Genomic DNA, 13522 nt, shown 5'->3' on the forward strand with positions numbered 1-13522 from the left:
CGTCACGGCCCTTCGGGGCTGTCTGGATCACTATTTCTCCTCGCCAGCCGCGCGAAAATGGTCGAGGTGCGCAACAGCGCGGTGAAGCGGCTGCGCTTGTCGGCCGGCACGCCGGAGCGTGCCTGCATGCGGTGGAGGATGACGGCGATGAAGACCGCGTAGACCACGGCGCTGAAGACGAACAGCGCGCTTGGCCCGAAATATTGCATCGCGGTCGAAGCCGCGAAAGGGCCGCCAATGGCGCCGAAGGAATAGAGCAGCATCAGGGCCGCATTGATCAGCACGAACTCGCCGGCATCCGCGCGATCATTGGAATGCGCCGCCGACAGCGAATAGAGCGGCATGGCGAAACAGCCGAAGATGAAGATGATGATGAAGTTGAGCAGTGGATTGCTGCCAGCGATGAACACCAGCGCCAGTGCCGAAAGCATCGCGCAACAGGTCGTCATCAACAGCACCCGGCGCCGATCCCAGCGGTCGGAGAGGTAACCGAGAGGATACTGGATGATGGCGCCGCCGAAAATGCCGACGCTGACGAAAGTGACCACATCGGCGACCGACATGCCGATCTGCTCGGCATAGACCGGCGACAAGGTGCGAAAGGCACTGTTGGTTACGCCGACCGCGATGCAGCCGAAGCAGCCCAGCGGAGAAATTCGCCAGACGCGCGCCAGATCGAGCTTGACCTCTTCCGGCGGCGTCGGGTTGGAGCGGTCGCCGAGCGAGACCGGAACCAGCGACAGCGTGATCATGATCGACATGATGGCGAAGATGGTAAAGCCGCCGGCGCCGAAGACAGGAATCAGGAACTGGGCTGATGTCACCGATCCGGTATCGACCATCCGGTAGATCGCCAGCACGCGGGCGCGGTCCTTGTTGGTGACGCCGGAATTCAGCCAGCTTTCGACAATGGTAAACAGCCCGGCGAAACAGAAGCCGCCGGCAAAGCGCACCGCGCACCACATCACCGGATCGAGGACCAGCACCAGCAGCAACGTGCCGACCGAGGCGATAGCCGCCAGCGCCGAAAACGCCCTGATATGCCCGACCGCCTTCATGATGCGCGTGATGGCCAGGCAGCCGAGCAGGAAGCCGGCGAAATAGAAGGTGCCCATGAGGCCAATGTCGGAAGCCGAAAACCCTTCCTGCGCACCGCGCAACGCGATCAGGGTGCTTTGCAGCCCATTGCCGCCGAGCAGGATGCCGGCGGCCAGGAGAAGCGGGATCAGCGGACGGATGGAAGACATGAAGGAAGACGATCACGTATCGGTGATCTCTTTCTTGAACCATCGCCTTGGCCAATGCCAGCGGCAATTGCCGGCGGCGTTGAGCCAGTGAAGCCCACTTGCCTTGACAAACCATGCCTCTCATGCGCTTTTCGCGCAAATTTTGGGCCGGGCTGCGATGCTTTGGCCCGCAACCCACAATCCCGGACTTTTATCCATGACCATGCATCGTTACCGCAGCCACACCTGTGCCCAGTTGCGAAAGAGCGACGTCGGCAATTCCGTTCGTCTGTCGGGCTGGGTGCATCGCGTGCGCGACCATGGCGGCCTGCTCTTCATCGACCTGCGTGATCACTATGGCCTGACCCAGATCGTCGCCGATCCCGATTCGCCTGCCTTCAAGGTCGCCGAAACCTTGCGTGGCGAATGGGTGATCCGCGTCGACGGTGAAGTCAAGGCGCGCTTGCCCGAGACCACGAACGCCAACCTGCCGACCGGCGAGATCGAGATTTTCGCCCGCGAGATCGAGGTGCTTTCGGCGGCCAAGGAATTGCCGCTGCCGGTGTTCGGCGAACCGGACTATCCCGAGGACATCAGGCTGAAATACCGCTTCCTCGACCTGCGCCGCGAGACGTTGCACAAAAACATCGTGGCGCGCACGAAAATCATCGCCGAGATGCGCAAGCGCATGGGCGAGGTAGGCTTCACCGAATTCTCGACGCCGATCCTCACCGCGTCGTCGCCGGAAGGCGCGCGCGACTTCCTGGTGCCGTCTCGCATCCATCCCGGCACTTTCTACGCGCTGCCGCAGGCGCCGCAGCAGTACAAGCAGCTGATCATGGTGTCGGGCTTCGACCGCTATTTCCAGATCGCGCCCTGTTTCCGCGACGAGGATCCGCGCGCCGACCGTCTGCCCGGCGAGTTCTACCAGCTCGACCTCGAAATGAGCTTCGTCGAGCAGGACGACGTGCTGTCGACCATGGAACCGGTGATGCGGGGAGTCTTCGAGACCTTCGCCAACGGCAAACCGGTGACGCAGAAGTTCCAGCGCATCCCCTATGATGTCGCCATGCGCAAATACGGCTCCGACAAGCCCGACCTGCGCAATCCGATCGAGATGCAGGCCGTCTCCGACCATTTTCGCGATTCCGGTTTCAAGGTGTTCGCCAACATCCTGGCCAACGACCCGAAGGCAGAGGTTTGGGGCATTCCGGCCAAGACCGGCGGCAGCCGTGCCTTCTGCGACCGCATGAACTCCTGGGCGCAAGGCGAGGGCCAGCCGGGGCTGGGCTACATCTTCTGGCGCAAGGAGGGCGACAAGCTCGAAGGCGCCGGCCCGCTCGCCAAGAATATCGGCGAGGAACGCACCGAAGCGATCCGCCTGCAACTCGGCCTTGCCGACGGCGACGCTGCCTTCTTCGTTGCCGGCGACCCGAAGAAATTCGTTTCTTTCGCGGGCGCTGCGCGCACCCGTGCCGGCGAGGAACTCAATCTTGTCGACCGAGAACGCTTCGAACTGTGCTGGATCGTCGACTTCCCGTTCTTCGAATGGAACGAGGAGGAGAAGAAGATCGACTTCGCCCACAACCCGTTCTCCATGCCGCAGGGTGGCATCGACGCGCTGAACGGCGACGATCTGCTCGGCATCAAGGCGTTCCAGTACGACATGGTCTGCAACGGTTTCGAGATCGCCAGCGGCGGTATCCGCAACCATTTGCCCGAAACCATGGTCAAGGCGTTCGAGACGGTCGGGCTGGACCGCGCCACGGTCGAGGAACGCTTTGGCGGCCTCTACCGCGCCTTCCAGTATGGCGCGCCCCCGCATGGCGGCATGGCCGCCGGTGTCGACCGCGTCGTCATGCTTCTGGTCGGCGCCAAGAACCTGCGCGAGATCACCATGTTCCCGATGAATCAACAGGCCTATGACCTGTTGATGAACGCGCCGTCGGAAGCGAGTCCGCAGCAGCTTCGCGATTTGGCGCTGCGCGTCGCGGTTGCGAAGAAGGACTGACGGCAGCGTTGCAACTGCCCTTTCTCCCCGTCACTATACGGGGAGAAATGTCCGGCAGGACAATGAGGGGCGGCGCGGGTGCTGGCGATTTGCGAGCGGTCGTAGCAACTGAAGCCTTCTGACAGGCAATCGGTTCAGCATCGAATTTCATATTCGCAAGCTTCAGCGCTGCCCCTCATCCGCCTGCCGGCACCTTCTCCCCGTATAGTGACGGGGAGAAGCCAGCTAATTCGATCAGTCCTCGTTGGCCTTGACGCTGACGCCGAGCGTCTTCGGCAGGTCCAGCGGGTTCGACATGGCGCCGGCCATGATCAGCGCGAACGGCACCGATGCCGGCGGCTCGGCCGAGATTTCGAGGCTCTTCGGATCGTCGAGATATTTGCTGACCGCCGCGGTCACCTGAGCCGTCAGCTCGGGATTGTTGAGCTGCGCCATGCCGAACGGCACGATCGCCTTGGCCTGGTTGGCGATGTCCTTGGCCGACATGCCTTGCTGCTTGCCGACATAGTCCAGCACCTTGCCGGTCAGCGAATCGTCGTCGAAGCGGATCGAGGCGCTGTTGAACGAAAGCTGCTGCAACAGGCCGAGCATGGCCATGCCTTGCGCCGAATTGTCGGCGCCTTCCGGCTGTGCGGCCATCTTCTTCTGCATTTCCTGCAGCGACTTGATGAAGTCGATCGTGTAGCCGCCGAGGTCGAAGGTCATTCCGAGCGTGCCGGCATTCTCGACGGAGATGTCGTATTTCGACAGTTCCATCTTGCCGTCCGATGGCTGCCAGGTGCCGGCCATTTCGAGATTGCCCGAGATGTTCTGGTAACCGAGCGCGTTGATGACCTCCTTGGACTTGGGATCGTCGACCAGCGAGAGATCGGCCGTGAACTTCTCCGTGTTGGCGGTGAACTCCATCGCCTTGCCGTCGGCGGGCGGCGTGATCTCGATGGCAAGGCCGTCCATCGAGAAGGCGGTCTTGTCGGCGACCTTGACCGTCATGTTCGACAGTTCAGCGGATTTGTACATCATCAGCGAACCCAGCGGGCCGGTGGAGCCGTCGGCCGGCACCGTCATGTCGTGGATGACGAAGGGGCTGAGATCGAGGGTGATGCCGTCCTTGCTGTGTTCGAAGGCCGAGGTCGACACGGTGCCTATATCATAGCCGCCATTGGCTTCGGTGACGTTCTCGAGCTTGACGTCGCCGATCGGCAGCGCTTCCTTTTCCGCAGCCGGTTTCACCGACACGCCCTGCAGCACCATGCTGGTATTGTCGCCGGTCACGCCGGTCCAGGCGATGTCGACGCCCTGGGCCGCGAGTGCTGCCTTCAGCCGGTCCGCGACCGCGGCGTCCTGGGCAAGGGCCGCATTCAGCGGCAATGTGAGCAAGAAGGTCGAAAGAGCGAATTTCCGGAGAGTTGAGCGGTTGATTGTCATCGCAAGGTCCCTGAGAGTGTCCTGAAATTATTTTTCAATTCTTTGCGCCATCACCATTCCGTGACGAACTGGACGGGAAAAAGGCGTGTCCCGGCACATTGGTCGAAAATCGCGGTGAAAGGCAAACCCGATCCGAACGCTATTGCAGGATGCGGTGAATTTGGCATGAAGGTCGGGCCGCCAGCGTGTCGTGCTTCGCAATAGATGTGGCATGTAACAGGTTGATGTTGGTCGGCAAGCTCGACGTTGCGGTTTCCAGTTGCAGAATAGCGTGCAAATCGACCGGCCGGGTGCGCGCCTCTTGCCGCGAATCACCCGCTCGGCTAGGTCCAACCCATGGGAAAAAGGCTTTTGCCGCCTGACAATGGCGGCGGCGATCATATCGAACCGGTCGATCTGAAGAAGGCGCTGGAAGAGCGCTATCTTGCCTATGCGCTGTCGACCATCATGCACCGGGCGCTGCCGGACGTGCGCGACGGACTGAAGCCGGTCCATCGCCGCATCATGCACGCCATGCGCCTGCTGCGCCTCAATCCCGACCAGGGTTTTGCCAAATGCGCCCGCATCGTCGGCGAGGTGATGGGCAAGTTCCACCCGCATGGCGACCAGTCGATCTATGACGCGCTGGTGCGGCTGGCGCAGGATTTTTCGATGCGCTACCCCCTGGTCGACGGCCAGGGCAATTTCGGCAACATCGACGGCGACAATGCCGCCGCCATGCGCTACACCGAAGCGCGCATGACCGACGTGGCGACCGAATTGCTTGCCGGCATCACCGAGGATGCCGTCGACTATCGGCCGACCTACAATGAAGAGGACGAGGAGCCGATCGTGCTCCCCGGTGCCTTCCCCAATCTTTTGGCCAATGGCTCGTCCGGCATCGCCGTCGGCATGGCGACATCGATCCCGCCGCACAATGCGGCCGAGCTTTGCGACGCCGCGCTGCACCTGATCGAGCATCGCGACGCGCCGGTGGCGAAGCTGATGGACTTCGTCCAGGGTCCGGATTTCCCGACCGGCGGCATCATCGTCGACAGCCGCGCCTCCATCCTCGAAGCCTATGAGACCGGCCGCGGCGGGTTTCGCGTTCGGTCGAAGTGGAACCAGGAAGACCAGGGCAGGGGCACCTGGAGCATTGTCGTCACCGAAATCCCCTATGGCGTGCAGAAGGCGCGGCTGATCGAGAAGATCGCCGAGCTGTTGATGGCCCGCAAGCTGCCGCTGCTCGAGGATATCAGGGACGAAAGTGCCGAGGACATCCGCGTCGTGCTGGTGCCCAAGAGCCGTTCCGTCGACCCAGGCATCCTGATGGAATCGCTGTTCAAGCTTACCGAGCTCGAAAGCCGTTTCCCGCTCAACATGAATGTGCTTTCGCGTGGCAAGGTACCCAACGTTCTCTCGCTGAAAGGCGTGCTGCAGGAATGGCTGGATCACCGCCGCGAAGTCCTCGTCCGTCGCTCGAAACATCGCCTTGGCGAGATCGAGAGGCGGCTGGAAATTCTCGCCGGCTACCTGATCGCCTATCTCAACATCGACGAGGTGATCAAGATCATCCGCGAGGAGGATGAGCCCAAACAGGTGATGATGGCCCGCTGGTCGCTCACCGACACCCAGGCCGAAGCGATCCTCAACATGCGGCTGCGCGCTTTGCGCAAGCTGGAGGAATTCGAGATCCGCAAGGAATTCGATGGCCTGACCGCCGAAAAGAAGCAGATCGAGGCGCTGCTGGCGTCCGATGCGAAGCAGTGGTCGACGATCAAGTGGGAAGTCACTCAGCTTCGAGACAAGTTCGGCCCGGAGACCGAGATCGGCAAGCGCCGTACCCAGTTCGCCGATGCGCCCGAGCACGACCTGACCGACATCGCGCACGCCATGATCGAGCGCGAGCCGGTCACTGTCGTGGTTTCGGAAAAAGGTTGGCTGCGGGCAATGAAGGGCCATCTGGCCGATCTTTCGACGCTGACCTTCAAGGAGGGCGACAGCCTCAAGCTCGCCTTCCATGCCCAGACGACAGACAAGGTGCTGGTCTTCACCACCGGCGGCAAGTTCTACACGATCGGCGCCGACCGGCTGCCCGGTGGCCGCGGCCATGGCGAGCCGATCCGCATCATCGTCGACATGGACAATGACCAGGACATCGTCACCGCCTTCGTCCACGATCCCAAGCGCAAGCTGCTGCTCGCCTCTTTCGACGCCAACGGCTTCATCGTTCCGGAGGAAGAGGTGGTCGCCAACACCCGCAAGGGCAAGCAGGTGATGAACGTCAAGGCCCCCGACGAAGCCAAGCGCTGCGTGCCGGTCACCGGCGATCATCTGGCCATCGTCGGCGAGAACCGCAAGATGCTGGTGTTCGCGCTCTCGGAAATTCCCGAGATGGGCCGCGGCAAGGGCGTGCGGCTGCAGAAATACAAGGACGGCGGTCTTCTCGACCTCAAGCCCTTCACATTGGCGACCGGTCTTTCCTGGCAGGATTCGGCCGACCGTACTTTCACGCGTTCGCGCGAGGAACTGGCCGAGTGGATCGGCGCGAGGGCATCGGCAGGGCGTATGGTGCCGAAGGGATTCCCCAGGACAGGGAAATTCGGTTGAAGCTGCGCCTCTTCCCTCTCCCCTTGTTGTGGGAGAAGGTGGCCGAGCGAAGCTCGGACGGATGAGGGGTGCTCCAGCTTGGCGCAAACCGGCGCTCAGAACACGGGCGCCTGATTCCTTCCAACACCCCTCATCCGTCTCGGCGCTGACGCGCCGATCCACCTTCTCCACAAGGGGAGAAGGCAAGACCTCCGCCATCACGATTTGGACTATCGTCACGATTGCTGCACTATATCGGTCCATAACTGACCGGATGGGCCGGGGAGAACAGGGCGTTTGAAGGAAGCAAGGATCCAGAAACCGGAACGGCAGCAGCGCCTCTTCGGGCTGTCCACACCGCTTCGGTCGGCCGTCATACCGCCGCTGTCGGCGGCACGCTGGCTGCTGGTGCTGATCGTCGCCGCCGGCGTCTATTTCTTCCACGGTTTCCTGTTCCCGGTGCTGGCCGCCCTCGTCATCGCCTTCGCCAGCTGGCCGCTCTACCGACGGCTGTTGGTCGGCGCCGGCGGCAACCGCACCATCGCCGCCACCTTGGCCATCCTGTTCATCCTCGCCTTCCTGGTGATCCCGATCGCGCTTGCCGGCACCTATGCCATCAACGAGGTGCGCGAATGGGTCGGCTGGGCGATAGAAACCAATCGGCACGGCGCGGTGACGCCGCACTGGATCGCCACCATGCCTGTCGTGGGTGAGTGGTTGAACGAGCAGTGGACCACCAATCTCGGCCATCCCGGCGGCATCGGTGAACTGATCCAGCTGGTCAGCGGCGCCAATATCGGCAGCATCTACCGGGGCGCGCTCGCCGCCGGCGGCAGCGCCTTCAGCCTGTTTCTGACGCTGCTGTTCATGATGATCGCCCTGTTTTTCGCCTATCGCGACGGCGAGAATTTCGCCGGCCAGATCGACCGCCTCGGCGAACGCATCTTGCCGACCCGCTGGGAGCGGATCTCCCGCGTCGTGCCGGCGACCATTTCCTCGACCGTGACGGGCATGACCGTGATCGCCATCGGCGAGGGGCTGGTGCTGGGCATCGCCTACTGGCTGGCCGGGGTGCCGTCGCCTGTGACGCTGGGCGCGCTGACCGGCGTGATGGCGCTCATCCCCGGCGGTGCGCCGCTGTCCTTTACCCTGGTGTCGATCTACCTCGCCGCCAGCGGCTCGCCGATGGCCGGCCTGGCGCTGTTCATATGGGGAACGGTCGAGCTGTTCATCGTCGACAAGACGCTGCGCCCCAAGCTCGTCGGCGGACCGATAAAACTGCCCTTCCTGCCGACCTTTTTCGGCCTGATCGGCGGCGTCAAGACGATGGGGTTTCTCGGCCTGTTCATCGGCCCGGTGCTGATGGCGCTGCTGGTCGCGATCTGGCGCGAGTGGCTGCGCGAGGTGGAACTGGCCGACGAGACGGCCGCCGGATCGGCGGCCGAGATCGAGACCGGTCCGCGGATCGAGGCCCTGCCCGAACCAGGCGCCGCGAAGAAGGCCAGCGCCTGATCTGATCTCTACGCCGGGTGGTGCACCGCAAGGTCACCGCGGCGCCTGCGTCCATCATGCAACTGCCAGAGCGAATGGGCGACTAGGGTGACAACCAGGATGCCGCCGCCGATCAGGCTGTTGCGGGTCGGCGTCTCGGCAAAGATCATCCACACCCAGATTGGCGCCAGCACGGTTTCGAGCAGGTAGAACATCGCTACTTCCGGTCCTGAAATGTATTTCGGCCCGGCGGCGAGGCAGAAGAACGAGATCGGCATGATGACGGCGCCGTTGAAGATGATCCACCATGGCGCGTTGACGTGAAAACCTTCGCCCGTCACCATGAAGGCGGCCAGCCCAAGCGGCAGAAGGACACCGATGAGCGAGGTGAATCCCATATCCTTGCCGCTGGCACGCGAGATGGTGATGGCGACCGCGATGAAGAAAGCCGAGCAGAGCGCCATGAAATCGCCGAACAGCTTGCCGGTGCCGACCGAACCGCCGACGATGACCAGCACGCCGAGGATCATGACAAGCATCGCCACGATCGTCACCGCCCGCGGTCTTTCCTTCAGGAATATCCAGGACAAGAGTGCGGCGAACACCGTGTTGAAGGCCAGGATGAACACCAGATCGGCGGTCGAGGTGTGGAAGACCGCGGTAATGAAGGTGATCGAGGTCAGCCCATAGCATATCGCCACGATCAGTCCGGACCAGCCGGGGATTAGCGGCGGGACATTCCGGCTCAGCGCGCGCCAGACCGACCAGATGATCATCGCGGCGATGAAGGTGGCTCCGGTTCGCAGCAGAAGGATCGTCCAGGCGCCGCCATCCGCAAGGCGTATCAACGGTATGTCGACAGTCAGTATCAGTCCGCCAATGGCGGTTATCAGAAGGCCCTTCTGGTGATCATGGTGAGAGGACATGCAGGAACTTTCGCAATTGAATTGCAGGCGGCGGCCGATCGGCGCAATCGCGCACTCTCTCCAGCCGAGCGGCTGAAAGACCAGCATCCCCTGCCTTGAAACAGTTTAAGCGTGGATCGTGGGAAAACTCAGCGTCAGACCGCTTCGTTGGTGTAGCGCTCCCAGCCTTTTGGGCCGAGATGCTCCTGCGGCATGAAGCGCATCTTATAATTCATCTTGCGCGAACCATTGACCCAGTAGCCAAGGTAGACATGGGGCAGTCCCATCGCCTTGGCGCGGGCGATATGGTCGAGAATCATGAATGTGCCGAGCGAGCGGCTTTCGAAATCGGGATTGAAATAGGAATAGACCATCGACAGGCCGTCGGCCATCTTGTCGGTGAGCGCTACCGCGATCAGTTCACCCTGACCCTTGCCGGTGATGAAGGTATCGGGTCCGCGCCGCCGGTATTCGATCACCTTGGTGTCGACATGCGTATCCTCGACCATCATGGCGTAGTCGAGCACCGTCATGTCGGACATGCCGCCGCGGCGGTGGCGGGCATCGAGATAGCCGCGAAACAGCGAATATTGTTCGGTCGAGGGCTCGGCATTGTGCATGGCGCCGACGAGGTCGGAATTGTGCTGCAGCACGCGTTTCATGTTGCGGCTGGCGGCAAACTCCTGGGCCAGGATGCGCACGGATACACAGGCGCGGCAGGTCTCGCAGGCTGGCCTGTAGGCTATGTTCTGCGAGCGCCGGAAGCCGCCTTGCGTAAGCAGGTCGTTCATCTCCGAGGCCTTGTCGCCGACCAGATGCGTGAACACCTTGCGCTCGAACTGGCCGTCGAGATAGGGGCACGGCGACGGCGCGGTCAGGAAGAACTGCGGCGACTGGGTCGGGTGCTGCGTCATCGAGCCTTGGAAACACTCCTTCGAATCGCTCTACCTTTGGCTCCGGCGGCGAAAAATTCAACAGGATTGTGAAGGTGTGGCTGACTGAACACCTTCACATTTGCGCTCAAGGGCCCATGGTTTCTCTTGAGGGCCGGTTTTTAACGGCCGGTACGGCTGACGACAGTGCCGAGCAAAAGATCGTGCAGCGTGCGCTTGCGGTCGGAGAACAGCGTCACCAGCAGGACCAGCGGCGACAGGATGACGTTGCCGGCCCAGAACAGCACGGAATGGACGACCGCGGTGAGGCCATCGATCGGCCTGCCATCGAGACGGTCGAGGCGGATGCCCATCATCTTCATGCCCGTAGTGGCCTGGTCGGAACTGCCCAGCGTGTTCCAGATGTAGAGGATGGCGACTGCCGGCACCAGGACGCCAAACAGCATCCAGCCAAGGCCGAGGGTCAAAAGGCCGAGGAAGAACACCAGGATCGCGAACGGAATGGTCAGCAGGGCGACGATGATATAGTCGAGCAAGAAGGCCAGGATACGCCTTGTGCGGACGCCTTCATAAGCCCTGACATCGTCGAGCCGGGTGTCGATGATTTCGCCGTCGAGAACGCGAGCGTTCATGTCATTTCCTCGTAACGGGGGCCTGCTTAGCCTGCGCCCACCTCACCAAAAATGGTGAAGGCTCATGGCGGAATCAAGATAGGGACATTTTCCCGCCACGCCGGGCGGGACAGAATGGGCTGACGGTCTGAACCGGTTGAATTTGCAGTGTGGATGGCGTTAGCTTGCTGCGGCGCAACAAGACGCCGAGGGGACGGGGCAATATGGACTACGACATGCTGGTCATCGGCAGCGGCCCCTCGGGCCGCCGCGCGGCGGTGCAATCGGCCAAACTCGGCAAATCGGTGCTGGTGGTCGACCGGGGCCGGCGTCTTGGCGGCGTCTCGGTGCACACCGGCACCATTCCCTCGAAAACGCTGCGCGAAACGGTGCTCAATCTCTCGGGCTGGCGCGAGCGCGGCTTCTATGGACGCGGCTACCGGGTCAAGCAGGATATCTCGGTCGGCGACCTGATCGAGCGCCTGCACAAGACGCTCGACCACGAGGTCGAGGTGCTGCAACACCAATTCATGCGCAACACGGTCAAAAGTGCGCGCGCGGCGGTGAAATTTCTCGGCCCCAACAAGGTCAGCCTGACATCGGACAATGGCGACTACAGCGAAGTCGGCTTTGCCAATGCGCTGATCGCCGTCGGCACCAGGCCGCATCGGCCGCGCGACGTGCCCTTCGACAAGACCCGTGTCTTCGACAGCGACGAGATGCTTGAACTCGACCGCCTGCCGCGCACGCTGACTGTGATCGGCGCCGGCGTCATCGGGGTCGAATACGCCACCATCTTTTCCGCGCTCGACGTGCCGGTGACGCTGGTCGAACCGCGCAACTCCATCCTCGATTTCGTCGACCGGGAGATCGTCGACGATTTCATCCACCAGATGCGCGACCGCGGCATGACGATAAGGCTAGGCAGCGCGGTCAAGGAAATCCGCTCCAAGGCGGAAGCCGCCGAGGTGGAACTGGCCGATGGCCGCACGATCCGCTCCGAGGTCGTGCTCTACGCGGCCGGCCGCACCGGCAATGTCGGCAGCCTCGGCCTCGACGTTGTCGGCATCGAGGCCGACTCCAGGGGCCGTATCAAGGTCGATCCGCAGACTTTCCAGACCAGCGTGCCCAATATCTACGCCGCCGGCGACGTCATCGGCTTTCCGAGCCTCGCCTCCACCTCGATGGAGCAGGGCAGGGTGGCCGCCTGCCATGCCTTTGGCGTGACCCTGCCGGCGCCGCCGGAGACCTTTCCCTACGGCATCTATGCGGTGCCGGAGATCTCGACGGTCGGCCAGTCGGAGGAACAGGTACGCCAAAGCGGCGACGCGTATGAGGTCGGCGTCGCGCGCTTCCGCGAGACGTCGCGCGGCCACATCATGGGTGTCAATACCGGCTTCCTGAAGCTGTTGTTCTCGATCGAGACGCGTCGACTGCTCGGCGCGCACATCGTCGGCGAGGGCGCCACCGAACTCATTCACATCGGCCAGGCGGTGATCAATCTCGGCGGCACGGTCGACTTCTTCGTCAACAACACCTTCAACTACCCAACGCTGGCCGAGGCCTACAAGATCGCCGGCCTCGACGCCTGGAACAGGATGGGGCGGGGGTAGGGCGGCTATTCAGCGGTCGCTGGTCGATCACGCTGCGCACCTGAGAAGCGAGCGGTCCGGAAAGACGATCAGCCTAGCTGGGTCGCCGCCGATCCCGCTAGCCAGTGCCTGATGATTGCTGCGTCCGGGTCACCGATTTCGTGGCCCGATGGAACAATCCGGGCGTCGATCTCCGTGCCGTGTCGGCTGAGCAGCGTCACCAGCGCCGGCGCGAAAGGCCCGTAGGTCTCGTCGGCGGCTCCGGCAATGATCAGCGTCCGTGTTCCCGTAAGGTCCGTCGCCGGTACCTTGTCTAGCACCGGCATTGGCCTCAACAGGGCCGCCCTGCGGACGATGCCGGGATGCAGCAGCATCAGGCTCGAAACCAGATTGGCGCCGTTCGAATAGCCAAGGAATGTTGCGTGACCGAGATCAAGCCCGTGGCGTGCGGCGGCTTCGGCTGCAAATGCCGCGAACGCGGCGGTTTCGACACGGATGCTTTCCTGGTCGAAGCGCGTCGGCGTGATTCGCCCGAACCAGCGAAAACCGTCCTCCTGGGGGATGCGGCCTCGCACCGCGATCAGGACGGCGTCGGGTGCCATGCTTCTCGCCAGCGCCACCATGCTTGTCTCGTCGACACCCGATCCATGCAGCAGGAACAGGGATTCGCGGCGACCCTTGCCAGCGCCGAGGAGGTGATACGGAAAGGCCAGGTCCAGCACTAGGGTGCCGTTTTCGGCATTGTCGCCAGTCATATCGCATCCCGTTGATTATATGAGGTTCCGCTCAATTTGCCGGCT

The 13522-nt window shown here is 62.5% G+C and carries 10 protein-coding genes; 4 read left to right on the forward strand and 6 right to left on the reverse strand.

Going from position 1 to position 13522, the window contains the following annotated elements; genetic code table 11:
• Positions 1-2: 2 nt before the first annotated feature.
• Positions 3-1247, reverse strand: a complete 1245-nt coding sequence (locus LB543_RS01570; RefSeq protein WP_224612565.1) for an MFS transporter — start codon at positions 1245-1247, stop codon at positions 3-5.
• Positions 1248-1449: 202 nt separating this feature from the next.
• Between LB543_RS01570 and aspS the strand changes: the two genes are divergently transcribed.
• The gene (gene aspS / locus LB543_RS01575; RefSeq protein WP_224612862.1) at positions 1450-3237 is read left to right on the forward strand and encodes an aspartate--tRNA ligase; all 1788 of its coding nucleotides are present in this window, start codon (positions 1450-1452) and stop codon (positions 3235-3237) included.
• A gap of 234 nt (positions 3238-3471) precedes the next feature.
• Here the strand turns inward: aspS and LB543_RS01580 are convergent, their stop codons facing one another.
• Complete coding sequence (locus LB543_RS01580) at positions 3472-4662, reverse strand: hypothetical protein (RefSeq protein ID WP_224612567.1); 1191 nt, start codon at positions 4660-4662, stop codon at positions 3472-3474.
• Positions 4663-4998: 336 nt separating this feature from the next.
• Between LB543_RS01580 and parC the strand changes: the two genes are divergently transcribed.
• Positions 4999-7251, forward strand: a complete 2253-nt coding sequence (parC, locus tag LB543_RS01585) for a DNA topoisomerase IV subunit A (RefSeq protein ID WP_224612569.1) — start codon at positions 4999-5001, stop codon at positions 7249-7251.
• A 276-nt stretch (positions 7252-7527) separates the two neighbouring features.
• On the forward strand, positions 7528-8742 hold the full coding sequence (locus LB543_RS01590; RefSeq protein ID WP_224612580.1) for an AI-2E family transporter: 1215 nt from the start codon (positions 7528-7530) through the stop codon (positions 8740-8742).
• 8 nt (positions 8743-8750) lie between these two features.
• Here LB543_RS01590 and LB543_RS01595 read toward each other — a convergent pair whose 3' ends face one another.
• The 3 genes from LB543_RS01595 to LB543_RS01605 all read right to left on the reverse strand — a co-directional run bounded on the left by LB543_RS01595 (position 8751) and on the right by LB543_RS01605 (position 11151).
• A complete protein-coding gene (locus LB543_RS01595; RefSeq protein ID WP_224612582.1) occupies positions 8751-9647 on the reverse strand; it encodes a DMT family transporter in 897 nt (298 codons plus the stop codon).
• A 134-nt stretch (positions 9648-9781) separates the two neighbouring features.
• Positions 9782-10540: an arginyltransferase gene (locus LB543_RS01600; protein ID WP_140809111.1), complete on the reverse strand. Its 759-nt coding sequence runs from the start codon at positions 10538-10540 to the stop codon at positions 9782-9784.
• Between the two features lie 140 nt (positions 10541-10680).
• Complete coding sequence (locus tag LB543_RS01605) at positions 10681-11151, reverse strand: RDD family protein (protein WP_140755441.1); 471 nt, start codon at positions 11149-11151, stop codon at positions 10681-10683.
• Positions 11152-11354: 203 nt separating this feature from the next.
• Between LB543_RS01605 and sthA the strand changes: the two genes are divergently transcribed.
• The gene (sthA, locus tag LB543_RS01610; RefSeq protein ID WP_224612584.1) at positions 11355-12743 is read left to right on the forward strand and encodes a Si-specific NAD(P)(+) transhydrogenase; all 1389 of its coding nucleotides are present in this window, start codon (positions 11355-11357) and stop codon (positions 12741-12743) included.
• Positions 12744-12811: 68 nt separating this feature from the next.
• On the opposite strand, the gene LB543_RS01615 is transcribed toward sthA, so the two are convergent.
• On the reverse strand, positions 12812-13477 hold the full coding sequence (locus LB543_RS01615) for an alpha/beta hydrolase (protein ID WP_224612586.1): 666 nt from the start codon (positions 13475-13477) through the stop codon (positions 12812-12814).
• Positions 13478-13522: the final 45 nt, after the last annotated feature.

The sequence above is a fragment of the Mesorhizobium sp. ESP7-2 genome, assembly GCF_020164715.1.
Lineage (GTDB): Bacteria > Pseudomonadota > Alphaproteobacteria > Rhizobiales > Rhizobiaceae > Mesorhizobium.

Bases quoted from the DNA above. Each gene is read 5' to 3' on its own strand.
- LB543_RS01570 (WP_224612565.1), bottom strand. From the start codon at position 1,247: ATGTCTTCCATCCGTCCGCTGATCCCGCTTCTCCTGGCCGCCGGCATC.
- aspS (WP_224612862.1), top strand. From the start codon at position 1,450: ATGCATCGTTACCGCAGCCACACCTGTGCCCAGTTGCGAAAGAGCGAC.
- LB543_RS01580 (WP_224612567.1), bottom strand. From the start codon at position 4,662: ATGACAATCAACCGCTCAACTCTCCGGAAATTCGCTCTTTCGACCTTC.
- parC (WP_224612569.1), top strand. From the start codon at position 4,999: ATGGGAAAAAGGCTTTTGCCGCCTGACAATGGCGGCGGCGATCATATC.
- LB543_RS01595 (WP_224612582.1), bottom strand. From the start codon at position 9,647: ATGTCCTCTCACCATGATCACCAGAAGGGCCTTCTGATAACCGCCATT.
- LB543_RS01600 (WP_140809111.1), bottom strand. From the start codon at position 10,540: ATGACGCAGCACCCGACCCAGTCGCCGCAGTTCTTCCTGACCGCGCCG.
- LB543_RS01605 (WP_140755441.1), bottom strand. From the start codon at position 11,151: ATGAACGCTCGCGTTCTCGACGGCGAAATCATCGACACCCGGCTCGAC.
- sthA (WP_224612584.1), top strand. From the start codon at position 11,355: ATGGACTACGACATGCTGGTCATCGGCAGCGGCCCCTCGGGCCGCCGC.
- LB543_RS01615 (WP_224612586.1), bottom strand. From the start codon at position 13,477: ATGACTGGCGACAATGCCGAAAACGGCACCCTAGTGCTGGACCTGGCC.